The organism is Pseudomonas sp. FW305-96 (assembly GCF_058783825.1).
Map to the genome: position 1 here is coordinate 26,108 of NZ_JBYSYW010000014.1, position 22,713 is coordinate 48,820.

A 22,713-nucleotide genomic window follows, 5' to 3' on the forward strand; every position below is an offset into this window, starting at 1 on the left:
CCTGCATCACGCAGGCCGAAGCCGGTATGATACGCGCCCGTCAACGGAGTGCCCCATGGCCAAAGACATCGACAATCCGTGCATCTCGCTTTGCCAGCTCAACAGCGAGCTGTGCGTCAGCTGTGGCCGGACCCGGGACGAGATCCGCAAATGGCGCGGCATGAAGCGCCCGGAGAAGATGGCGACCGTGCAGCGCGCGGCGGCGCGGATGAAGGCTATCGTCAAGAAGAACGCCAAGCGCCAGGTCATGGCGTCGTGAACGGGTAGTCCGAGGGTTCGAAGCGTTCGTGCGTGTCCATTTGGACGCCACGCAGATGCGCGGTTTCCTCAAATACGGCATACAGCGGGTCGGCGGCATAACCGATCAGCAGCGCGCGACGCGGTGCACCGCTGACGTTCAGGCTGCCGGCATGTACCAGGTCCACATCGAACACCAGGGCGTCGCCTGCTCGCCCGGCAAGCTGAACGCTGCGTGATTCATCACTGAAGTCGAAAGGTGGCGCGTGCGGGGCAGGTCGATGGCTGCCGGGGACGATACGGGTGGCACCGTTGTTCGGGCCGTAATCATCCAGGTAGACCATCACCCCCACCGTGTCGCCCGGGCGCTGCGCCGACAGGTCACGGTGCAGCCGCTGATGGCCACCCCCGGCAACCGGGGCGCGTCCCTCGACCTGGTAGAGGAAGAACCGTTCGCCGATCAACGCGCCAACCGCTGCCAGCACGTGCGGCAAGCGGCAAACGGCCTGCACCGCTGCTGCGCCATCCAGGTGCGCATGACGCCAGTCCCCGGCGCGGGGCACCGGCCAGTCCTCCGAGGGTTTCACCCCGGCCTCGAACACCCGACGCAGCTCGTCCAGCCATTGTGCCGGGATCGCTTGGCGGAGCAGGGCATAGCCCGCCTGGTGGAGCTGTTGGTGATGGGGCATGGCACTCCCGCTATCCCTGTCAGTCGTGTGTTGGCCAAGGGTAGTGAGCCTGGTCGGCTTTTGCGAGCGCCACGGTAGCGTGCACTTGGCCAATCACTTCTAGGGTCTGTACGAATGTGTCTGCGCGAAGGCCAGACAAGGCGAAACGGGGGGAGGAAGCGCAGTGTACTGGAGTACATGAGCATTCCGAGCCCCGTTTCAACGCAGTATGGGCGAGTGCAGATACATTTCGTACAGAGCCTAGACTTGCGTACATCACCTGTATCCGTGGGAGAGGCCCATGCGCAGACTCTGGCAAAAGTACCTGGCACTGCTCGACGCCGACCTCAGTGCCAAGGTGTTCGACAACTTGAAGAACCTGCTGGTGTGCGCGCTGCTGTTCGCCGCAGGCACCGAGGCGATTCACGGTGACCAGCAGATCCTGCTGGGCTTGTGGGTGTCGAGTTTTACCGGCTGGGGGCTGATCCTGGTATCGGCACTGTTGTTGCTGCTGAACGTCAGCGATACCTTGCACCGGCTGGCCAAGCTGCCTTATCACACGGCGCTGCAGGTGATCCTGTGTTTGCTTTACCTGGTGCTGGCTTCGCGGGTGGTCGAGATCGTGTGGAGCTTTCGGGCGGAGTAGGGGCTGGCGAAGCCATGAAAGAGGTCCGCGCGACCCGTTGCGGCTCGTCCGGCGGTATGCCAAGACATTCACCGGCGAATCCCGGATAATACCCGCCATTTTCCGCCCCGCTTCCTGGTACCCCCTCGCATGGAAATCAAGGTCAATTTTCTCGACAACCTCCGTCTCGAAGCCAAGTTCGACGACTTCACGGTGATCGCCGACCAGCCGATCCGCTACAAAGGCGACGGCTCGGCCCCGGGGCCGTTCGACTACTTCCTGGCCTCGTCGGCCCTGTGCGCGGCGTACTTCGTCAAGCTGTACTGCCAGACCCGCGATATTCCGACCGAGAATATCCGCCTGTCGCAGAACAACATCGTCGACCCCGAGAACCGCTACAACCAGATCTTCAAGATCCAGGTCGAGCTGCCCGAGGACATTTCCGAGAAGGACCGCCAGGGCATCCTGCGCTCCATCGACCGCTGCACCGTGAAGAAAGTGGTGCAGACCGGCCCCGAGTTCATCATCGAGGAGGTCGACAACCTCGACGCCGACGCCCAGGCATTGCTGATGCCGGTGTCGGACACCACCACCTACATCCCCGGCAAGGACCTGCCGCTGGAGCAGACCATCGCCAACATGTCTGCCCTGCTGGCGGAGCTGGGGATGAAGATCGAGATTGCCTCGTGGCGCAACATCGTGCCCAACGTCTGGTCGCTGCACGTGCGCGACGCGCAGTCGCCGATGTGCTTCACCAACGGCAAGGGCGCGACCAAGGAAGCGGCGCTGGCCTCGGCGCTGGGTGAGTTCATCGAGCGCTTGAACTGCAACTTCTTCTACAACGACCAGTTCTGGGGCGAGGACATCGCCAACGCCGCGTTCGTGCACTACCCCAACGAGCAGTGGTTCAAGCCTGGGCCCAAGGACGCGCTGCCGGCCGAGATCCTCGATGATTACTGCCTTGCGATCTTCAACCCCGACGGCGAGCTGCGCGGCTCGCACCTGTACGACACCAATTCGGGCAACAAGGAGCGCGGTATCTGCTCGCTGCCGTTCGTGCGCCAGTCGGACGGCGAGACGGTGTACTTCCCGTCCAACCTGATCGAAAACCTGTACCTGAGCAATGGCATGAGCGCCGGCAACACCCTGGCCGAGGCGCAGGTGCAGTGCCTGTCGGAGATCTTCGAGCGGGCAGTCAAGCGCGAGATCCTCGAAGGCGAGCTGTGCCTACCGGACGTGCCGCAGGAGGTACTGGCCAAGTACCCGGGCATCGTCGCCGGCATCCAGGGGCTGGAGGAGCAGGGCTTCCCGGTGCTGGTCAAGGACGCGTCGCTGGGCGGTGAGTTCCCGGTGATGTGCGTGACCCTGATGAACCCGCGCACCGGCGGCGTGTTCGCTTCGTTCGGTGCCCACCCCAGCTTCGAGGTGGCGCTGGAACGCAGCCTCACCGAACTGCTTCAGGGCCGCAGCTTCGAGGGCCTGAACGACCTGCCGCAGCCGACCTTCGACAGCCTCGCGCTGACCGAGCCGAACAACTTCGTCGAGCACTTCATCGACTCCAGCGGCGTGGTGTCGTGGCGCTTCTTCAGCGCCAAGGCCGACTTCGAGTTCGTCGAGTGGGACTTCTCGGGCCACGGCGAGGACTCCAACCAGCAGGAGGCGCAGACGCTGTTCGGCATCCTCGAGGACCTGGGCAAGGAGGTGTACATGGCCGTGTACGACGACCTCGGCGCCACCGCCTGCCGCATTCTGGTGCCGGGCTATTCGGAGATCTACCCGGTCGAGGACCTGATCTGGGACAACACCAACCGGGCGCTGGGTTTCCGTGCCGACATCCTCAACCTGCACAAGCTGGACAACCGTTCGCTGAAGCTGCTGCTCAAGCGTCTGGACAATGCCGAGGTGGACGACTACACCACCATCACCACGCTGATCGGCGTCGAGTTCGACGACAACACGGTGTGGGGCCAGTTGACCATCCTCGAGCTGAAACTGCTGATTCACCTGGTGCTGCAGCGCTTCGAGGACGCCAAGGAACTGGTCGAGATGTTCCTGCAGTTCAACGACAACACCGTCGAGCGCGGGCTGTTCTACCAGGCGCTGAACGTGGTGCTGGAGGTGGTGCTGGACGATGAGCTGGAGATGGCCGACTACGAGGCCAACTTCCGTCGCATGTTTGGCAACGAGCGGATGGACGCGGTGCTGGGCTCGGTGGATGGCAGCGTGCGTTTCCATGGTTTGACCCCGACCAGCATGAAGCTCGAGGGGCTGGACCGCCACCTGCGCCTGGTCGAGAGCTACAAGAAGCTGCATGCCGCACGGGCGAGGGCGGCTGGGTTGTACAACTGATCACGTCTTGAATGGCAAGGGCCGCGCAAAGCGGCCCTTTCTTTTTCGATCAGCGTCCTGCACGGTTCGCGTTTAGTCCTTGCCGCTTTACCGACCTTCAGCTGCGACGATGCACCACAGTTGCGCACTGAACAGGGTTGGTCTTAGCTGTTGCGGGCCCGGCGAGCGGTTGTCGCCCGTCGGGGAAGGATTGTCAGGGATAGACCCAAGGAGGGTTGGATGAACAGGAAAATGCTGGCAGGCGCGATACTGCTGTGGATGTGCTCGATGACGGCGCAGGCCGATTGCGCGGTGCTGGGGCCGTGGGAGGACCCTTGTGCCGGCCCGGTGCTGGGCCCGACGACCTGCGTGTGCGAGCGCTGATCACCGCGAAGGTGCAGGGAAGAATCAATCATTGACCAGGAGTTTACCCATGAAGAAAGTCATGTTGGCTGTACTGCTGCTGTGGGGCTTTTCCGTGACGGCTCAGGCGTCGTGCCCGGTGTTCGGCCCGGGCGAAGATCCTTGCGCGGGACCTGTGTTCGGGCCTTCCACCTGCGAGTGCCCTTGATCTCATGGCCGTCTGAGACGACAGGCGCGAGCTTGCGCTGCGGATAACGGCCGGGCTGGCTGCACAACGATCACTATGTATTCGAGGGGCGTGGAACCTCTCGATGGGCGTGCAGCCCGGCCAGCACCTCGGCGGCGGTGGTGACGTGACCGAAATGGTGCTTCCACAGGTCGATGCCCAACTGCCCGGAGCGGTCCAGCGAGGAACCCATGGTCAGGTCGGTGACCAGTGTCGGGGTAAGGCCTGCATCGAACAGGGCGAAGCCTGCGGCCAGCACGCAGGTCTCGGTCTGCAGCCCGCAGACCAGCACCCGTTCGACGCCGAGGCTTTTGATGTGGTCGAGGGTCTCGGCGGTCTGGCTGTAACCATGCTTGACGAACACCTTGTCCGCCTCGACCAGGGCCACGTCCTCGCTGGCCGGGTGCCAACCGAGCTGGCGCTGGAAAGGCGTGACCTGCTCGTCGTGCAGCTCGACCGAGGCGATGGTGGGGATATGCGCCGACAGCACGCGGATGCCATCCACCAGTTTCTCGGAGGGGCTGAAGGTGGATTGCACATCGACGATGAGCAGGACTTGCTGCATGGCGGTTTTCCGGGCGAGGTTCGAAGGCTGGCGAGTATACCGCCGCACGCCGGTTTTTTGCGGCAAGGGGCATTCTATGAACGTGTCGCGTTCACCGGACAAGCCGCTTCAGGGTCTCACCTGCAATTTCGCGGGTCAGTTTCTCTGCACCCAGGTGCCTTCCCAGGCGTAACGCCTGCCCGGCCCACAGGTTGCTGAAATCACTGTTGCCTTGCGGGTCGCTGATCGCGCGCAGCGGCATGAGCGCGCCGCCGGCCAACGGGAAGCGTGGGGCCAGGGCGCTCATCGGGCCTAGCTCGCGCATGAGGCGGTTGTTGATGCCGCGGGCCGGGCGGCCGGTGAACAGGTTGGTCAGCGCGGTATCGCTGGCGGAGGCGCTGTCCAGGGCGTGACGGTGGGCTGGGGACACCTTGGCCTCGGGGCAGAACAGGTAGGCGGTGCCGATCTGCACCGCTGAGGCGCCCAGGGCCAGGGCGGCAAGCAGGCCGCGGTGATCAGCCACGCCGCCTGCCGCGATCACCGGCAGGCTCACCGCGTCGACGATCTGCGGCACCAGGGCGAAGGTGCCGATCTGGCTGGTGATGTCGCTGCTGAGGAACATGCCGCGATGGCCGCCGGCTTCATAGCCCATGGCGATGATCGCGTCGCAGCCATGCTGTTCCAGCCAGATCGCTTCCTCCACCGTGGTGGCGCTGGACAGCACCTTGGCACCTGCCGCCTTGACCCGCTCCAGCAGCGCCGGCGCTGGCAGGCCGAAGTGGAAGCTGACCACTTCCGGGCGCAGTTCCTCCACCAGCTTGCAGCTTTGTTCGTCAAAGGGCGCGCGATTGGACACCGGCGTCGGCGCCTCGAAGTCCGCGCCGACTTCCTCGTAGAAGGGCTTTAGCGCCTGTTTCCAGCGAGCGTCTTGCTCGGGGTCTGGCGCCGGCGGTTGGTGGCAGAAGAAGTTCAGGTTGAGCGGACCCTGGCAGGCGCTGCGAAAGGCTTCGATCTCGCCACGCAGCTGCTCGCTGGAGAGCATGGCGCAGGGCAGGGCGCCCAGGCCTCCGGCATGACCGACGGCAATGGCCATGGCTGAGCCGGTGGCGCCGGCCATGGGCGCCTGGAGAATAGGCAGCTCGATGTTCAGCAGGTCGAGGATGCGGCGGTCTGGCCAGGTGCTCATGGGCGACTCCTTGAGTGCGGTGGGATCCAGAGTGGCTACAGGGCCTTGCTGACCTGGATGTCGCTGATCTTGTCGGCGTCGTCGCCATGGATCTTGCGCAGGGCTTCCTGCGCCTGCGCCATGGAAGCGTCGGTCATCAGGGCGAAATCCCAGCGGCGTTCGCCGTCGAGCTTGTACTTGATCACGTACTTGATGGTCTGGGTCATGCTGGTCTCATCCGAGTTTCGACGACGAGCGACGAATGATCTTGATCTTGTGGGTCAGGGTTGGCTTGCGCGTCACGGAGATTGGGCGGGTGGTCACGGTGTCGATGGTGATGTTCCAGAAACCGGTGCTGGGTACGGTGATCTTCGCCGGGAATTTCTCGAAGTGGCCGCCGTGGTAGGTATGCCGGCCGCCATTCTTGAAACTGCGGAAGTTGGCGTCGTTCATCAGGCGGATGTTGCAGCGCTGGGAACACTCGATGACGACGATGTCGTCCTCGTTCAGGTGTTCGCGCTGGTGTACGAATTTCATGGGGCGCTCCGCAAGGATTGTTTCTGCAAACGCGAAAGATATCACGATGTGAGGTTACACTTGCGCCCGGGCTGACCAAGCCAAGGAGATTTCCGCCAGACGTGGGAGCAAAAACGCCTGGACGTGGTCAGAGGATGACTTTGAAGTTGGAGAGTGTGTGCATGAAATGGGTAGTAGCGGCAGCGGTGCTGGCATTGGGAGGCTGTGTCAGCGTGACGGAACTCGAGCAGTCCCACGCCACCTTGGACGTGATCTCTGGCAAGACGCCACGTGAATACGCCGACTGCGTGAAGCGCAAGCTGGCTGAAACGCGCGATCCGTTGCAAGAGGAGGTGCGTGGTGAAAACCTGCGCCTGACCGTGCCGCAGAAGCTGACGGCTGGCGTGGGCCCGGCGGCGCTGCTCGATATCGACAAGCGCGGCAGCGGCAGCGCGATCAAGGTCTACGAGCGGTTGAACAACTTCCCGCTGCGCCTGGGCGATGTGCGCACGGCCGCCACCCAATGCATCTCTGGTTCTTGATCCAGCTCAGTTAATCGGCAATTAGCTGGCGTATTGCCATTTTCCTTCCCGGTGGCACGTTGTCGCAGGCCGGGGAATAGGCCTAGTATTTCTGGGCTTATATCGTTTGAGCCTAAGCTTATAACAAGGAAATGGAGCCTCCGTGATGAAACCCCTGAGCCATGTCGTGATCGGCAGCCTGCTGATCTTGGCCTGGCCCTCGGCGCACGCTGCCGACGGCCAGAAAATCTTCAACCAGGGCGGGCAGAATCCCGCCGCCATGGCCTGCCTTGGCTGCCATGGCGCGGACGGCAAAGGCATCGCCGCCGCCGGCTTTCCCCGCCTTGCCGGCCTGCCCGCCGGCTATCTGAGCAAGCAATTGCAGGACTTTCGCAGTGGCAGCCGCAAGCAGGCGGTGATGGAGCCGCTGGCCAAGGCCCTGGACGATACCGAAATCGAAGCGATCAGCGCCTATTTGGCCAAGCTGCCGGCCGATGCCGCACCTGACACGCGGCGTCAGCAGATCACCACCGATCCGGTGGCCCGCCTGGCCATCTACGGCGACTGGAGCCGCAAGATTCCCGGTTGCGTGCAGTGCCATGGCCCGGGTGGCAGCGGTGTCGGCGAGCACTTCCCGCCGTTGGCCGGGCAGCCGGCCAGCTACCTGGTGGCACAGCTCAACGCCTGGCGCGATGGTAGCCGCAGCAACGACCCCAACCAGCTGATGGTGGATGTCGCCAAAGCGATGACCGATGCCGAGGTCAAGGCAGTTGCCGACTACTTCGCACAGCCGGCAAGCCAGGAGGTCAAGCCATGAAGACCCTTATGCCAACCCTGTTGCTGCTGGCCATGGGCACTGCCCAGGCCGCCCCTATTGCCATGGAAGACCAGTCCCAGCTCAAGGTGCCGGGCGTGCAGGCCGCCCCGCAATTCGTGCCGCCCGCGGAAAGCGCCATTCCGGACAACGCCTTCGGCAAGATGGTCCGCGAAGGGCATGCGCTGTTCGTCGATACCCGCAGGCTGATGCCCGAAGCCGTCGGCAATGGCCTGAACTGCAGCAACTGCCACCTCGACCAGGGCCGCCTGTTTCATTCCGCGCCGCTTTGGGGCGCCTATCCGATGTACCCCGCGTACCGCAAGAAAAACGACAAGGTCAACACCTTCGCCGAACGCATCCAGGGCTGCTTCACCTTCAGCATGAACGGCAAGCCGCCGGCGGCCGAAAGCCCGCAGATGACCGCCCTGAGCGTGTATGCCTACTGGTTGTCGACCCAGGCGCCGACGGGAGTGGAGATCGCCGGTCGCGGCTACCCGGAAGTGCCGAAGCCCAAGGATGGCTACGACTTCAAGCGCGGCAAGCAGGTGTATGAAGAACAATGCGCGATCTGTCACGGCGGCAACGGCGAAGGGCAGAAGGTGGCGGGGGAGTACGTGATGCCGCCGCTGTGGGGCAAGGATTCGTACAACTGGGGGGCCGGCATGCACCGGATCAACACGGCGGCGTCGTTCATCAAGTACAACATGCCGTTGGGCAAGCCCGGCAGCCTGAGTGACCAGCAGGCCTGGGACGTGGCAGCCTGGATCAATCGCCATGAGCGGCCGCAGGATCCGCGCCTGGTCGAAGGCTCGATCGAGAAGACCCGGCTGAAGTTCCATGCCAATGACGGGGTCAACCTGTATGGGCAGAAAGTCGATGGCGTGTTGATCGGGCAGGGGATCGGCGGTTGAGCTGAAACCCTCGCGGGGCAAGCCCGTTCCCACGCCCGGCAAGGGATGATCGTGGGGGCGGGCCCGTCCCGCCATGACGCCGCCAGGCGCTTAAAATTCACGGCCTTCAGGAACTATCTACACTGGAATATCTCTATGATGGCATCGGCCAGCGCGGGGGGCATTGTAAGGTGACCGCCGCCTGATTAGACTGCGCCGAATTTCGTACGCAAAGCCCTTGTTAAGGACGTATATGATCAAGAAATGCTTGTTCCCGGCAGCCGGTTACGGCACCCGCTTCCTGCCTGCTACCAAAGCCATGCCCAAGGAAATGCTGCCGGTGGTCAACAAGCCACTGATCCAGTATGGCGTTGAAGAAGCGCTGGACGCTGGCCTCAGCGAGATCTCCATCGTCACCGGCCGTGGCAAGCGCGCCCTGGAAGACCACTTCGACATCAGCTACGAGCTGGAAAACCAGATCAAGGGCACCGACAAGGAGAAGTACCTGGTCGGCATTCGTCGCCTGCTCGACGAGTGCTCGTTCTCCTACACCCGCCAGACCGAAATGAAAGGCCTGGGCCACGCGATCCTGACCGGCCGCCCGCTGATCGGCGACGAGCCGTTCGCCGTGGTGCTGGCCGACGACCTGTGCGTCAACCCGGAAGGTGACGGCGTATTGACCCAGATGGTCAAGCTGTTCAAGCAGTACCGCTGCTCGATCGTTGCCATCCAGGAAGTCGACCCGCAGGAAACCAACAAGTACGGTGTGATCGCCGGCGAAATGATCCGTGACGACATCTACCGCGTGACCAACATGGTCGAGAAGCCCAAACCGGAAGACGCACCGTCGAACCTGGCGATCATCGGTCGCTACATCCTGACTCCGGACATCTTCGACATCATCGCCAACACCGAACCTGGCAAGGGCGGCGAGATCCAGATCACTGACGCCCTGCTGCAACAGGCCAAGGATGGCTGCGTGATCGCCTACAAGTTCAAGGGCAAGCGTTTCGACTGCGGTGGCGCCGAGGGTTACATCGACGCGACCAACTTCTGCTTCGAGAACTACTACAAGACTGGCAAGGCGTACTGAGTTCGCCCGGCAGGTCCAGAAGCCACCCCTCGGGGTGGCTTTTTTGTCTGTGGCAGGTAACGGCGCTATGCTGGGCGCCTGCCTAGGAGACTGAATGCATGGCCTATGATTTTGATCTGTTCGTGATTGGCGCCGGTTCCGGCGGTGTGCGCGCGGCGCGATTCGCCGCGGGCTTCGGTGCCAAGGTGGCGGTGGCCGAGAGCCGTTACCTGGGGGGCACCTGCGTCAACGTCGGCTGCGTGCCGAAGAAACTGCTGGTGTACGGCGCCCATGTGGCCGACGAGCTGGAACAGGCCGCCGGCTTCGGTTGGACCCTCGAGGAGGGGCATTTCGACTGGGGTACGTTGATCGCCAACAAGAACCGCGAGATCGAGCGCCTCAACGGCATCTATCGCAACTTGCTGGTCAACAGTGGCGTCACCCTGCTGCAGGGACATGCCCGGATCACCGGCGCCAATGAAGTGGAGGTCGAGGGCCAGCGCTACACGGCCGCCACCATCCTCATCGCCACCGGTGGCTGGCCACAGGTGCCCGACATCCCCGGCAAGGAGCTGGCGATCACCTCCAACGAAGCCTTCTACCTCAAGGCATTGCCACGTCGAGTACTGGTAGTGGGGGGCGGTTATATCGCCGTGGAGTTCGCCGGTATCTTCCAGGGTCTGGGCGCCGCTACCACGCTGCTGTATCGCGGCGACCTGTTCCTGCGCGGTTTCGACGGCTCGGTGCGCACGCACCTGAAGGAAGAACTGGAAAAGCGCGGCATGGACCTTCAGTTCAACGCCGATATCCAGCGCATCGACAAACTCGACGACGGCAGCCTCAAGGCTACCCTCAAGGATGGTCGCGAGCTGGTGGCCGATTGCATCTTCTACGCCACCGGGCGGCGGCCGATGCTGGACAACCTGGGCCTGGAAAACACCGGGGTGGAGCTGGATCCGCGTGGTTTCATCCGTGTCGATGAGCAGTTCCAGACCACCGAGCCATCGATCCTGGCCATCGGCGATGTGATCGGCCGGGTGCAACTGACGCCGGTGGCCCTGGCCGAAGGCATGGCTGTGGCCCGACGTCTGTTCAAGCCTGAGCAGTACCGGCCTGTCGATTACCAGAACATCCCGACAGCGGTGTTCAGCCAGCCGCCGATCGGTACTGTGGGCCTGACCGAGGAGCAGGCGCTGGCCGCCGGCCACAAGGTGCAGATCTTCGAGAGCCGCTTCCGGGCGATGAAGCTGACCCTCACCGACATCCAGGAGAAGACCTTGATGAAGCTGGTGGTCGACGCCGAGACCGACAAGGTCCTGGGCTGCCACATGGTCGGCCCGGATGCCGGTGAAATCATCCAGGGGCTGGGGATCGCCCTGAAGGCCGGCGCGACCAAGCAGCAGTTCGACGAGACCATCGGCGTGCACCCGACCGCCGCCGAAGAGTTCGTGACCATGCGTACCGTCACTCGCTGATACGCCTTCTCGCGGGGCAAGCCCGCTCCCACGCCAGTTATCGCCGGGCGCGGGAGCGGGCTTGCCCCGCGATGCTTTTGACCCCGCGCAATCCTTTGCTCAGCCCAATCCCTTCTATTAATAATCGCGCCTTATAGCCAAAACCAATCGCAAGCATGAGCTTTGCCAATGAGCCTTTAACGGGACCAGCGGTTAGGATTCTCTCCGTCAACTGATTTCAACCCATTGAAATTCAATCCATGAAGGAGCGTCTCTCATGCCTATCATCAACAGCCAGGTCAAACCGTTCAACGCCACCGCCTACCACAACGGCGAGTTCGTCCAGGTCAGCGAAGCCGACCTGAAAGGCAAGTGGTCCGTCGTATTCTTCTACCCAGCCGACTTCACCTTCGTCTGCCCGACCGAACTGGGCGACCTGGCCGACAACTACGCCGAGTTCCAGAAACTGGGCGTGGAAATCTACGGCGTGTCCACCGACACCCACTTCACCCACAAAGCCTGGCACGACACCTCGGACACCATCGGCAAGATCAAGTACCCGCTGATCGGTGACCCGACCCACGTCATCTCGCGCAACTTCGACGTGCTGATCGAGGAAGCCGGCCTGGCCGATCGCGGTACCTTCGTGATCAACCCGGAAGGCCAGATCAAGATCGTCGAACTGAACGACGGTGGTGTAGGCCGCGATGCTGCCGAGCTGCTGCGTAAAGTGAAGGCTGCCCAGTACGTCGCCGCGCACCCAGGCGAAGTCTGCCCGGCCAAGTGGAAAGAAGGCGAAGCCACTCTGGCACCGTCCCTGGACCTGGTCGGCAAGATCTAAAGCGAAGCCTTTGATCATGCGCCAATCGCGGGCGGTAGGCAGCCGCCAAAGCTGAAGCAGTTACCGCCCCGTAAAAACGCCCGGGCGATCTCGCCTGGGCGTTTTTGTATCCGAGTTTTGAAAAAGGAATCGCCCGTATGTTGGACGCCACGCTTAAATCGCAACTGAAAACCTACCTGGAGCGGGTCACCCAGCCGATCGAGATCGTTGCTTCCCTCGACGACGGCGCGAAGTCCCGCGAATTGCACGACCTGCTGGTGGAAATCGCCGGCCTGTCGAACCTGATTACCTTCGCCGCGGACGGCACCGACGCCCGTCGGCCTTCGTTCTCGCTGAACCGCCCGGGCGCCGACATCAGCCTGCGCTTTGCCGGCATCCCCATGGGCCACGAATTCACTTCCCTGGTGCTGGCGCTGCTGCAAGTCGGTGGCCACCCCTCCAAGGCCAGTGCCGAAGTGATCGAGCAGATCCAGGCGCTGGAAGGCGAGTTCACCTTCGAAACCTACTTCTCGCTGTCGTGCCAGAACTGCCCGGACGTAGTCCAGGCGCTGAACCTGATGGCGGTGCTCAACCCCAACGTGCGCCATGTGGCCATCGATGGTGCGCTGTTCCAGGATGAAGTGGAAAACCGCAAGATCATGGCGGTGCCGAGCGTCTACCTGAACGGCGAAGTGTTCGGCCAGGGGCGTATGGGCCTGGAAGAGATCCTCGGCAAGATCGACACCAATGCCGGTGTCCGCCAGGCCGAGAAGATCAATGCCAAGGACGCCTTCGACGTGCTGGTGGTCGGCGGTGGCCCGGCCGGTGCTGCCGCGGCCATCTACGCTGCGCGCAAGGGCATTCGTACCGGTGTTGCTGCCGAGCGTTTCGGTGGGCAGGTGCTCGACACCCTGGCCATCGAGAACTTCATCTCGGTGCAGGAGACCGAAGGGCCGAAGCTGGCCACGGCCCTGGAAGAGCACGTCAAGCAGTACGACGTCGACATCATGAACCTGCAGCGCGGCGAAGCACTGATCCCGGCCACCGGCGGCGGCCTGCACGAAGTGCGCCTGGCCGGGGGCGCCTCGCTCAAGGCCAAGACGGTGATCCTGGCCACCGGTGCCCGCTGGCGTGAAATGAACGTGCCGGGCGAGCAGCAATACCGCGCTCGCGGCGTGGCCTACTGCCCGCACTGTGATGGCCCGCTGTTCAAGGGCAAGCGCGTGGCGGTGATCGGTGGCGGCAACTCCGGCGTGGAAGCGGCCATCGACCTGGCCGGTGTCGTTGCCCAGGTGACCCTGATCGAGTTCGACAGCCAGCTGCGTGCCGATGCCGTGCTGCAGCGCAAGCTGCACAGCCTGCCGAACGTCAAGGTGATCACCAGCGCGCTGACCACCGAAGTGCTCGGCGATGGCGAGAAGGTCACCGGCCTGCGTTACAAGGACCGCGCCACCGATGCGTTGCACGACCTGGCACTGGAAGGCATCTTCGTGCAGATCGGCTTGCTGCCGAACACCGACTGGCTCAAGGGCACCGTGGAGCTGTCGCCGCGCGGCGAGATCATCGTCGACGCCAAGGGCCAGACCAGTATCCCGGGTGTGTTCGCCGCCGGTGACGTGACCACGGTGCCGTACAAGCAGATCGTCATCGCCGTGGGCGAGGGCGCCAAGGCTTCGCTGGCCGCCTTCGATCACCTGATCCGCACTTCGGCCCCGGCCTGACCGCCTGCGGGTGCAACGCAAAAACGCCGCCATCCCTCGGGGATGGCGGCGTTTTAGTGGGTGTCGCCTGTCTCAGGCCGGTTTGCCCAAGACCGCGTCGGTGGCCTTGCCACGCCCGCCCAGCCACACCAGCAGCAACCCGGCCGCCGCCAGCAGGCCGCCGGCCATCGGCACCGCCGCGTAGCCCAGATCCAGGCTGATCACCGCGCCGCCCAGGGCCGCGCCCACGGCATTGCCCAGGTTGAACGCGCCGACGTTGATCGACGACGCCAGCCCCGGCGCTTCGGCTGCGGCGATCATCACCCGCATCTGCAGCGGCGGAACCACGGCGAAGGTGAACATCCCCCAGACCAACAGCGCCAGCGCAGCGCCGACAGGGCTGCCCAGCACCAGCGGCATCAGCAACATGATCGCTGCCAGTGCACCGAGGAATATTTTGGCGGCGCCGTCCAGCGACCAGTCAGCCAGCTTGCCGCCCAGGCTATTGCCCAGGGTAAAGCCGACGCCGATCAGCACCAGGCCGAAGGTGACGAAGCTGGCGGAGGCGCCGGTCAGTTCGGCGAGCACCGGGGCGACATAGGTGTACAGGGTGAACATGGCGCCTGCGCCGAGCACGGTGGTGGCCATGGCCAGCAGCACGTTGGGGCGGCCGATTACCGCCAGCTCCTTGCGGACATGAGGCACGTTGCCGCGCTCGCCCTTGGGCAGCGCATACCACAGTGCGGCGATGGCCAGCAGGCCGAGCACCGCGGTGCCGGCAAAGGCCATGCGCCAGCCGACCTGCTGGCCGAGCCAGGTGGCGGCCGGCACGCCGCCGATGTTGGCGATGGTCAGGCCCATGAACATGGTGGCCACGGCGCTGGCCTGCTTGTCCCGGGGCACCACGCTGGCGGCCACCACCGCGCCCAGGCCGAAGAAGGCGCCATGGTTGAGGCTGGTGATCAGGCGCGAGACAAGCAGGGTGTAGTAGTCCGGCGACAGTGCCGACAGCAGATTGCCGAGGGTGAAGATGCCCATCAGCATCATCAGCGCGGCACGCTTGCCGAAGCGGCTGAACAGCAAGGTCATGATCGGCGCGCCGACCATCACGCCGATGGCATAGGCGGTGATCAGCATGCCGGCGCTGGGAATGCTGGCGCCGACGCCATCGGCGATCACCGGCAGCAGGCCCATGGGGGTGAACTCGGTGGTGCCGATGCCGAAGGCGCCGATGGCCAGGGCGAACAGCACCCGTTTGGGGGAAAGCGTGCTCATTGGGAGCTCCGAAAAAGCGTTTGAAGTCAGGGAGGTGGGCCTATATGCCCGAAGGATATCAGTCCCAGGCCGGCGCCAGGCCGTCCGGGCTGACTTCACGGCCGTCGCGCTCCAGGGTGGCGATGCGCGCCATGTCGTCGGCGTCCAGGCGCAGGCTCTGGGCGAGCAGGTTGCTGGCCAGGTTCTCGCGCTTGGTCGATGAAGGGATCACCGCGTAGCCCAGTTGCAATGCCCAGGCCAAGGCCACCTGGGCCACGGTGGCCTTGTGCTTGGCGGCGATTTGCGCCAGCAGCGGATCCTTCAGGACCTTGCCATAGGCCAGGGTCATGTAGGAGGTCGTGGTGATGCCTTGTTCCGCGAGGAAGGCGGTGAGCTTGCGGTTTTGCAGATACGGGCTGAGCTCGATCTGGTTGGTGGCGATCTCGCCCTGGCCGACCACGGGGATGGCCTGGCGGGTCAGCTCGATATTGAAGTTGGAGATGCCGATCTGGCGGGTGAGGCCCTGGCGCTTGGCCTCGGCCAGGGCCTGCATGTATTCGGGCAGTTCGACGCCGTTGCCGGGCGCCGGCCAGTGGATCAGCAGCAGGTCGACATGCTCGGTGCGCAGTTTGGTCAGGCTCTCGCGCAGGCTGGGGATCAGTTTGTCGGCGGCGTAGTTGTCGACCCAGATCTTGGTGGTGATGAACAGCTCGTCGCGCGGCACGCCGCTTGCGGCGATAGCCTGGCCGACCTCGGCCTCGTTCTTGTAGATCTGCGCGGTGTCGATGGCGCGGTAGCCCAGCTCCAGCGCCGCACTGACCGAGTCGATGACGGCCTGGCCGGTGAGGCGGAATGTGCCAAGGCCAAAGGATGGAATGCTCATGGATGTGCTCCTCTCGAGTGAATGAGTGCAGTGTGCAGGGTTCGGCGGAATTGATTAAGGCCTCGACAAACCAAGGTCCTTTGAGCTGGAGTCATGAATGGAGGGTTGGGTTGTGATCGGTGCGTGAAAATAATGGCGATCACCCGTGGAGGGATACGCTGGATAAGACCGGGCAGGCCGATAATCGCAGTCAGGCCAGCGTTACCGGAGGATGTTGTGATTGAGCAAGTGCGGCTAGGCGTGGCCATGGCTGGATCGACGAAGCTGTGGCCTGCCGTATTTCCAGGAGCAACCTGATTTGTCAGTCAATGCCCTTTACCAGCAGCGGTTCGAGACCGTACTTACCTATATCGAGGACAACCTCGAAGGTGACCTGTCGGTGGAAACCTTGAGCGCCGTGGCTCATTTTTCGGCGTTTCATTTTCACCGCCAGTTCAGTGCCTATGTGGGCGTCCCAGTTGCCCGTTATGTGCAGCTGATGCGCCTGCGCCGTGCCGCGCATCGGTTGGTCGGGCAGCCCGAACACTCGGTGCTGGACGCGGCGCTGGCGGCGGGCTTCGAAAGTCCGGAAGCGTTCAGCCGGGCGTTTCGACGGGCCTTCGGGCGTGCGCCCAGCGCGTTTCGCCGGCGGCCGGACTGGCAGGTATGGAATACGGTGTTTGCCATTCCTCATTTTTCCAGGAGCATCACCATGCAGGTACGAATCGTCGATTTCGCCGCCGTGCGCCTTGCCGCGCTCGAACATCGGGGGCCGCCGAGCCAGGTCAGCGAAACCGTGCGCCGGTTCATCGACTGGCGCATGAGCAGCGGGCAGTCGCCCGTGGCCAGCAGCCGCAGCTTCGGCATTCCCTACAACAATCCGGACACCACCGCGCCGGAAGACTTCCGCTTTGCCATCTGCGGGGAAATCCATGAGGCCGTGGCGCCGAACGCTCAAGGCGTCTGTGAGTCGAGCCTGCCCGCGGGGCGCTGCGCAGTGGTGCGCCATGTCGGCTCTCCGGACCACATCGGCGAGACGATCTACCCGATCTACCGCGACTGGCTACCCGGCAGTGGCGAGGAGCTGCGCGATCATCCGCTGTTCTTCCACTACCTGAGCATCTATCCGCAGACGCCGCTGGAACAATGGCAGACGGATATCTACGTGCCATTACGCTGAGCGCCAAGGCCGCGCGCAGATGAGCCCGCTTCCGCAGTCCTTGCAGGGGTGGGCTTGTCTGCGCGGCGGCGCCTCGGTCAGTCGTGGATCTTCGCCGGGTCGGTTTGCAACTGCCACAGCCCGGCATGGGCCGCCAGTTGCGCGTCGAGGTCGTACTGGCTGCCGTTGCGCCGGGCCTTCTCATCGGTCTTGAACAGATCGTCGAGCAGGTTCAGCAGGTTGCGCGAGCGGCTCACCGACTCGGGCGTGCTGACATCGGACTCAAGCTTGCCACCCTCGTAGGTGAGCACGCGCTTGGTGCTGGTGGCCTCCTGGGTGGCCTTGGCTTCCTTGAGCACATTGTCGACGAACGACAGTTCGGTGGTGCTGCTCGCCGTTTCGCTGAGCGTGTGGTAACGGTAGTTCTTTTCGTCGAACGGATCCGCTTCGGTGAGCTTGGCAGCAGACGACAGGCTCGAATGCCAGGCGGCATCCAGCTTGGCCTCCTGGCGTTGCTGACGGGCGATGGTGGTGCCTTGGCCGCTGGTCGAGGTCGATTGCGACACCTGGTAGGCGAAGCGGTCTTCCTCATCCAGGCGTCGCGCGTTCGGGCGGCTGGACGGTTGCACGATCGAGGCCTTGAAGTCGGCCAGGCCGCTGAGCAACGCGCGGCTGTAGGTGTTCACCGCGTCGTTATGGCCCGCGGGGCGCGGGCTGTTGTCGTCGATGCTGTTCAGTTGGCTGAAGGCATCCTTGAGCAGCGAGGTCAGTTGGGCATCGCCCTTGCCGCGCTTCTGCGCCTCGTCGAACTGGGTCAGGTAGTTGTCCAGGGCGGCCTGGCGCTGGGCCTTGCCGCCGAGCAGCGCGCCACCCTGGGAGTCGAGGTCCAGCTGTACCTGGCCACTCGGGCCATCGAGTTTCAGGCTGCGGGTGGAGCCGTCCAGGCGCAGGTCGAAGGTCTGTTGCCCACCACTGGGCAAGTCCAGCTTGGCATTCATTTGCAGGCCGCTGAACAGGCTCGGATCGAGCTTGACCAGCGAGCCGAGCTGCAGGCTCGGCGGTTGCCGGGTCAAGCCATTGATCGCCGACTGGAAACCGTCGGCCAGGGCAGCCAGGCCCTTGAGCTCGTTGGCGTTGAGCTCACCGCCCTGGACTTCGGCGTCGACCGCCAGGCCCCGTTCACCGTTGAACAAACCCAGTTTCACCGTGGCGCCGGAGGCGGTGGTGAGGCTGAGGGTGACGGTATTGCTGGCGAACTCGCGCAGGCGTGTCTGCTGCAGGCTCAGCGGGGTGGTGTCGGTCTCGTTGACCTGCAAGGCCGACTGGGAGACGCGCTGGCCGCCGCTGGCCGCCAGCTGCTCCACCAGGGCGCTGCCCAGGCCCTGGAAGCGGGCAGCGGTGGAGGACGACTTGACCGCGCTGAACATGTACATGCTCAGCTTGTCCAGCCCGTCCTGTTCCCAGGTGTAGCTGGGCTGCGCGCTGTCCAGCGTGCCTCGCGAGGTGTAGGTCTCACTGTCGGGAATGCGGGTGTCCTGGCCCAGGATGACCTGGGTGCCTGGGGCGCTGGCGACGCTCGTGGGCTGGCGAACGATCAGGTTCGGCGCGGGAGCGGGTGGAGTTTGGATCGGCGTGAATCGCAGTGCCGAGGTGATTGGGCTCATCGTCGCTTTCCTTGCGGAGTGAAAAGGATATGCCCTGATATCGGCATGCCATTAGCAAACCTGAGTGAACGTTCGGATTTTTCCTCGGCCTATCCGGACTGGTCGTCTTGCCGGCGCAGAAACGAATCGGCCCGCCATAGGCGGGCCGGGAGTACTGCAAGCGACGATCAGCGGCGGCGGAACAGCGGCAGCGGTTCGTCGGTGGCGCCCTGGTAGGTCACCGAGAAGTCCTTCAGGCTCTGCAGCGCGTCTTCCGGGTCCTTGTCGGCACGGATGGCGAACGCGTCGAAACCGCAGCGGGCCATGTAGAACAGCTGGTCACGCAGTACGTCGCCAATGGCGCGCAGCTCGCCCTTGAACTTGTAGCGGTCACGCAGCAGGCGCGCGTTGGAATAGCTGCGCCCGTCGGTGAAGGCCGGGAAGTTCAGGGCGATCACCTGGAAGTGCTCGACGTGCTCGCCGATTTCCTCGGCTTCTTCGTCGCTGTCCAGCCAGATGCCCAGGCCGCCGTCGCGGGCCTTGAGCAGGCTCGGATGGTCGCGCCACAGCTGCAGCGGCACGATGTAGTCGTCGCAGTTGGTCAGTTCGTCGATCGAGACGTCCTTGGGCAGCAGGTGCCAGGTTTCGTCGACGATCTGGTTGTTCTTAATGATTCGCTGCATAGACGCGTTCCTTGAAGGGGTCGATGCCGATCCGCTGGTAGGTGTCGATGAAGCGCTCGTCTTCAGTGCGCCGCTCGACGTACACATTGATCAGCTTCTCGATCACGTCGGCCATGTCGTCCTGGGCGAAGGAAGGGCCGAGGATCTTGCCCAGGCTGGCGTCGCGCGCGGCATTGCCGCCCAGCGAGACCTGGTAGAACTCCTCGCCCTTCTTGTCCACGCCTAGGATGCCGATGTGGCCGACGTGGTGGTGGCCGCAGGCGTTCATGCAGCCGGAAATGTTCAGGTCGAGCTCGCCGATGTCGAACAGGTAGTCCAGGTCGTCGAAGCGGCGCTGGATGGACTCGGCGATCGGGATCGACTTGGCGTTGGCCAGCGAGCAGAAGTCACCGCCCGGGCAGCAGATGATGTCGGTCAGCAGGCCGATGTTCGGGGTGGCGAAGCCTTGCTCGCGCAGCTCCAGCCACAGCGCGTGCAACTGACGCTGCTCGACGTCGGCGAGGATGATGTTCTGCTCGTGGGAGGTGCGCAGGTAGCCGAAGCTGTAGCGCTCGGCCAGGTCGGCGACCGCGTCGAGCTGCTTGTCGGTCAGGTCGCCCGGGGCGACGCCGGTGGGCTTGAGCGACAGGGTCACGGCAACATAGCCCGGCTTCTTGTGCGCGCGGGTGTTGCGCGAGCGCCAGCGGGCGAAGCCCGGGTGCTCGGCGTCCAGCGCGCTGAAGTCGGTGTTGTTCAGGGCCAGGTACTCGGGATCGACGAAGTGGCGGGCGACGCGCTGTACTTCGGCCTCGGTCAAGGTGGTGTTGCCGCCACGCAGGTGGACCATCTCGGCCTCGACCTTCTCGGCGAACACTTCCGGGGTGAGGGCCTTGACCAGGATCTTGATCCGCGCCTTGTACTTGTTGTCACGACGACCGTAACGGTTGTACACGCGCAGGATGGCGTCCAGGTAGCTGAGCAGGTCCTGCCAGGGCAGGAACTCGTTGATGAACGCGCCGATCACCGGAGTGCGGCCCAGGCCGCCACCGACCAAGACGCGGAAGCCCAGTTCGCCTGCGGCGTTGCGCACCGGCTCCAGGCCGATGTCGTGCACTTCGATGGCGGCGCGGTCGTCGCTCGAACCGTTGACGGCGATCTTGAACTTGCGTGGCAGGTAGGCGAATTCCGGGTGGAAGGTGGTCCACTGGCGGACGATCTCGCACCACGGGCGCGGGTCGACCAGCTCGTCGGCGGCGACACCGGCGAACTGGTCGGTGGTGACGTTGCGCAGGCAGTTGCCGCTGGTCTGGATCGCGTGCATCTGCACGGTGGCCAGCTCAGCGAGAATTTCAGGGATGTCTTCCAGCGCCGGCCAGTTGTACTGCACGTTCTGGCGCGTGCTGATGTGCGCATAGCCCTTGTCGTAGTCGCGGGCGATCTTCGCCAGCATGCGGGTCTGACGTGCGTTCAGCTGGCCATACGGCACGGCGACTCGCAACATCGGCGCGAAACGTTGGATATACAGGCCGTTCTGCAGGCGCAGAGGGCGGAATTCTTCTTCGCTCAGCTCACCGGCCAGGTAGCGGCGGGTCTGATCACGGAACTGCTTGACGCGGTCCTCGATGATCCGCTGATCGTACTCGTCGTATACGTACATATAAGTCCTGTCTCAGGCTGCATGCAGCTAATCGCGCGCACGGCCGCGCACTCCGGGGCGGAGCGGAGGAACGATAGCAGAGTGGGTTTATGCGCTAAAGTGATGTTTTTGCATATGAAAAGAACCAATTGGACTAAGTGAGACTGACTGGCATTTGTCCGCTGCGGTACATCGCAGGGCTATAATCCGGGGTTTGCTTCGCAGGGAAGTAACAGCATGCTCAAGGCCTTGTGCCAGAGCCTGTGCCTGAGCCTGCCACTGGCAGCGAGCGCGCAGGCCGCTTCGGTGGTATTTCTCAACCCGGGCTACTCCGATGAAACGTTCTGGGTTGACTATTCACGTTTCATGGAGGCCGCCGCCAGCGACCTGGGCATGACCTTGCGCGTGCAGTACAGCGAGCGTCGCGCCGACCTTGCCCTTACCCAGGCTCGCGAGGTACTGCAAGGGCCGCAGCGCCCGGATTACCTGGTGCTGGTCAACGAGCTGTACGTCGCGCCGGAGATCATCCGCTTGTCGCGGGGCACCGGGGTCAAACTGTTCCTGGTCAACAACGGCCTCACCGACAGCCAGGCACACAGTGTCCAGGCGCAGCCGGACAAATATCCTGAAGTACTCGGCACGTTGGTCAGCAACGACGAGGAGGCCGGCTACCAGATGCTCAAGGCGCTGGTGGCGCAACTGCCTGCCGAAGCCGGGCCGGTCGACCTGCTGGCCTTCGCCGGGGTCAAGACCACGCCGGCTTCGCAGCTGCGCGTGCAGGGCATGCGCCGGGCACTGGCCGAGTTCCCCCGGGTGCGCCTGCGCCAAGTGGTATACGGCGGCTGGAGCCGCGAGCGCGCCTTTGAACAGGCGCAGATGCTGCTCGAACGATACCCCGACACCCGCCTGGTGTGGGCGGCCAACGACCAGATGGCGTTCGGTGCCATGCAGGCGTTCGAGGCGTTGGGCAAGGTGCCGGGGCGCGACACCCTGTTCAGTGCGGTCAATAGCTCGCCCGAGGCACTGCGCGCGCGAATCGAAGGGCGTTTGAGCGTGCTCATGGGCGGGCACTTCACCCTGGGTGGCTGGGCCATGGTCATGTTGCACGACGACGCCCAAGGGCTTGCAGTGGATCGCGACGGCCAGCGCGAGCACAGCGCGCCCGCCCTGCAACTGATCGACCCGGCCAAGGCGCGGCGCTGGCTCAAGCTGCTGGAGCAGGATGACCACGGCATCGACTTCCACCGTTTCAGTGCCGAAGGGCGGCCGGCGGATTTCCGCTACCCGTTTCTCACGTCACCCGTCGAGTATTGAAAGACCCTGCTTGAGCGAAGGGCATTGCTGAACTTAACTGCTGCTTGTGAAGTGCATTCCCATAACCACTACAAGAGGCAATGCAATGGGAAACTCTACCAAGGTCCGCAAAGCTGACAGCAGTGTCGATGCCTGGGCGATCCTGTGCCTGATCGTGCTGGTGGTGGTCACCGCGGTGTACTGGGTCAGCCATCAATAGCGGATAACTGCTCAAGACCGTGAGATACACCTGAACCG

The 22,713-nt window shown here is 63.7% G+C and carries 24 protein-coding genes; 14 read left to right on the forward strand and 10 right to left on the reverse strand.

From position 1 onward, the window contains the following. The first annotated feature begins 55 nt into the window (after window positions 1-55). On the forward strand, window positions 56-259 hold the full coding sequence (locus tag AC3WL2_RS12835; RefSeq protein WP_023631435.1) for a DUF1289 domain-containing protein: 204 nt from the start codon (window positions 56-58) through the stop codon (window positions 257-259). Here the strand turns inward: AC3WL2_RS12835 and AC3WL2_RS12840 are convergent. Next, window positions 246-926 (reverse strand): phytanoyl-CoA dioxygenase family protein, encoded by a 681-nt coding sequence (locus AC3WL2_RS12840; RefSeq protein WP_102682883.1) that lies wholly within the window; start codon window positions 924-926, stop codon window positions 246-248. The two genes, AC3WL2_RS12835 and AC3WL2_RS12840, sit on opposite strands and share 14 nt — an antisense overlap. A gap of 280 nt (window positions 927-1,206) precedes the next feature. Between AC3WL2_RS12840 and AC3WL2_RS12845 the strand changes: the two genes are divergently transcribed. The 4 genes from AC3WL2_RS12845 (at window position 1,207) to AC3WL2_RS12860 (ending at window position 4,429) form a co-directional block, all read left to right on the forward strand. Continuing rightward, window positions 1,207-1,551, forward strand: coding sequence for a hypothetical protein (locus tag AC3WL2_RS12845; RefSeq protein ID WP_023630028.1), 345 nt, complete (start codon window positions 1,207-1,209; stop codon window positions 1,549-1,551). Window positions 1,552-1,680: 129 nt separating this feature from the next. Further along, a complete protein-coding gene (locus tag AC3WL2_RS12850) occupies window positions 1,681-3,879 on the forward strand; it encodes an OsmC domain/YcaO domain-containing protein (protein WP_102682881.1) in 2,199 nt (732 codons plus the stop codon). Window positions 3,880-4,098: 219 nt separating this feature from the next. Next, on the forward strand, window positions 4,099-4,242 hold the full coding sequence (locus AC3WL2_RS12855; protein ID WP_023630030.1) for a PA0050 family protein: 144 nt from the start codon (window positions 4,099-4,101) through the stop codon (window positions 4,240-4,242). Window positions 4,243-4,291: 49 nt separating this feature from the next. Then, the gene (locus AC3WL2_RS12860; RefSeq protein WP_102682880.1) at window positions 4,292-4,429 is read left to right on the forward strand and encodes a PA0050 family protein; all 138 of its coding nucleotides are present in this window, start codon (window positions 4,292-4,294) and stop codon (window positions 4,427-4,429) included. Window positions 4,430-4,502: 73 nt separating this feature from the next. Here the strand turns inward: AC3WL2_RS12860 and AC3WL2_RS12865 are convergent, their stop codons facing one another. From AC3WL2_RS12865 to AC3WL2_RS12880, 4 genes are all read right to left on the reverse strand, one after another. Further along, window positions 4,503-5,012, reverse strand: coding sequence for a cysteine hydrolase family protein (locus AC3WL2_RS12865; protein WP_102682879.1), 510 nt, complete (start codon window positions 5,010-5,012; stop codon window positions 4,503-4,505). Between the two features lie 91 nt (window positions 5,013-5,103). Beyond that, entirely contained in the window at window positions 5,104-6,177 is a 1,074-nt protein-coding gene (locus AC3WL2_RS12870; RefSeq protein WP_102682878.1) for an NAD(P)H-dependent flavin oxidoreductase, read from the reverse strand. 35 nt (window positions 6,178-6,212) lie between these two features. Beyond that, window positions 6,213-6,383: a hypothetical protein gene (locus AC3WL2_RS12875; protein ID WP_173862430.1), complete on the reverse strand. Its 171-nt coding sequence runs from the start codon at window positions 6,381-6,383 to the stop codon at window positions 6,213-6,215. A gap of 7 nt (window positions 6,384-6,390) precedes the next feature. Further along, entirely contained in the window at window positions 6,391-6,693 is a 303-nt protein-coding gene (locus AC3WL2_RS12880; protein WP_046855131.1) for a DUF1883 domain-containing protein, read from the reverse strand. Window positions 6,694-6,854: 161 nt separating this feature from the next. On the opposite strand from AC3WL2_RS12880, the gene AC3WL2_RS12885 reads away from it, so the two are divergent. The 7 genes from AC3WL2_RS12885 (at window position 6,855) to ahpF (ending at window position 13,967) form a co-directional block, all read left to right on the forward strand. Beyond that, window positions 6,855-7,214, forward strand: coding sequence for a hypothetical protein (locus tag AC3WL2_RS12885; protein ID WP_023631137.1), 360 nt, complete (start codon window positions 6,855-6,857; stop codon window positions 7,212-7,214). Window positions 7,215-7,359: 145 nt separating this feature from the next. Then, the gene (locus AC3WL2_RS12890; protein WP_102682877.1) at window positions 7,360-8,010 is read left to right on the forward strand and encodes a c-type cytochrome; all 651 of its coding nucleotides are present in this window, start codon (window positions 7,360-7,362) and stop codon (window positions 8,008-8,010) included. After that, window positions 8,007-8,921, forward strand: a complete 915-nt coding sequence (locus tag AC3WL2_RS12895) for a c-type cytochrome (protein ID WP_102682876.1) — start codon at window positions 8,007-8,009, stop codon at window positions 8,919-8,921. Before AC3WL2_RS12890 ends, AC3WL2_RS12895 begins: the two co-directional genes overlap by 4 nt. 232 nt (window positions 8,922-9,153) lie before the next feature. Further along, entirely contained in the window at window positions 9,154-9,993 is an 840-nt protein-coding gene (gene galU / locus AC3WL2_RS12900; protein ID WP_023631140.1) for a UTP--glucose-1-phosphate uridylyltransferase GalU, read from the forward strand. A gap of 98 nt (window positions 9,994-10,091) precedes the next feature. Further along, entirely contained in the window at window positions 10,092-11,447 is a 1,356-nt protein-coding gene (gene gorA / locus AC3WL2_RS12905; protein WP_102682875.1) for a glutathione-disulfide reductase, read from the forward strand. A gap of 256 nt (window positions 11,448-11,703) precedes the next feature. Beyond that, window positions 11,704-12,267: an alkyl hydroperoxide reductase subunit C gene (gene ahpC, locus AC3WL2_RS12910; protein WP_023631141.1), complete on the forward strand. Its 564-nt coding sequence runs from the start codon at window positions 11,704-11,706 to the stop codon at window positions 12,265-12,267. 137 nt (window positions 12,268-12,404) lie between these two features. Next, window positions 12,405-13,967, forward strand: coding sequence for an alkyl hydroperoxide reductase subunit F (ahpF, locus tag AC3WL2_RS12915; RefSeq protein ID WP_102682874.1), 1,563 nt, complete (start codon window positions 12,405-12,407; stop codon window positions 13,965-13,967). A gap of 72 nt (window positions 13,968-14,039) precedes the next feature. Here the strand turns inward: ahpF and AC3WL2_RS12920 are convergent, their stop codons facing one another. Next, the gene (locus tag AC3WL2_RS12920; RefSeq protein ID WP_102682873.1) at window positions 14,040-15,221 is read right to left on the reverse strand and encodes an MFS transporter; all 1,182 of its coding nucleotides are present in this window, start codon (window positions 15,219-15,221) and stop codon (window positions 14,040-14,042) included. 58 nt (window positions 15,222-15,279) lie between these two features. Beyond that, complete coding sequence (dkgB, locus tag AC3WL2_RS12925) at window positions 15,280-16,083, reverse strand: 2,5-didehydrogluconate reductase DkgB (protein ID WP_102682872.1); 804 nt, start codon at window positions 16,081-16,083, stop codon at window positions 15,280-15,282. A 298-nt stretch (window positions 16,084-16,381) separates the two neighbouring features. Here dkgB and AC3WL2_RS12930 point away from each other — a divergent pair, with 298 nt between their 5' ends. Continuing rightward, on the forward strand, window positions 16,382-17,242 hold the full coding sequence (locus tag AC3WL2_RS12930) for an AraC family transcriptional regulator (protein WP_256582612.1): 861 nt from the start codon (window positions 16,382-16,384) through the stop codon (window positions 17,240-17,242). A 77-nt stretch (window positions 17,243-17,319) separates the two neighbouring features. Here AC3WL2_RS12930 and AC3WL2_RS12935 read toward each other — a convergent pair whose 3' ends face one another. The 3 genes from AC3WL2_RS12935 to AC3WL2_RS12945 all read right to left on the reverse strand — a co-directional run bounded on the left by AC3WL2_RS12935 (window position 17,320) and on the right by AC3WL2_RS12945 (window position 21,183). After that, window positions 17,320-18,885 carry a hypothetical protein gene (locus AC3WL2_RS12935; protein WP_102682870.1) on the reverse strand — a complete coding sequence of 522 codons (1,566 nt, stop codon included), beginning with the start codon at window positions 18,883-18,885 and terminating at the stop codon, window positions 17,320-17,322. A gap of 167 nt (window positions 18,886-19,052) precedes the next feature. Further along, entirely contained in the window at window positions 19,053-19,547 is a 495-nt protein-coding gene (locus AC3WL2_RS12940; RefSeq protein WP_023629994.1) for a DUF934 domain-containing protein, read from the reverse strand. Continuing rightward, window positions 19,531-21,183 carry a nitrite/sulfite reductase gene (locus AC3WL2_RS12945; RefSeq protein ID WP_102682869.1) on the reverse strand — a complete coding sequence of 551 codons (1,653 nt, stop codon included), beginning with the start codon at window positions 21,181-21,183 and terminating at the stop codon, window positions 19,531-19,533. Before AC3WL2_RS12945 ends, AC3WL2_RS12940 begins: the two co-directional genes overlap by 17 nt. Before the next feature lie 216 nt (window positions 21,184-21,399). On the opposite strand from AC3WL2_RS12945, the gene AC3WL2_RS12950 reads away from it, so the two are divergent. Further along, window positions 21,400-22,476: an ABC transporter substrate-binding protein gene (locus tag AC3WL2_RS12950; RefSeq protein WP_102682868.1), complete on the forward strand. Its 1,077-nt coding sequence runs from the start codon at window positions 21,400-21,402 to the stop codon at window positions 22,474-22,476. Window positions 22,477-22,713: the final 237 nt, after the last annotated feature.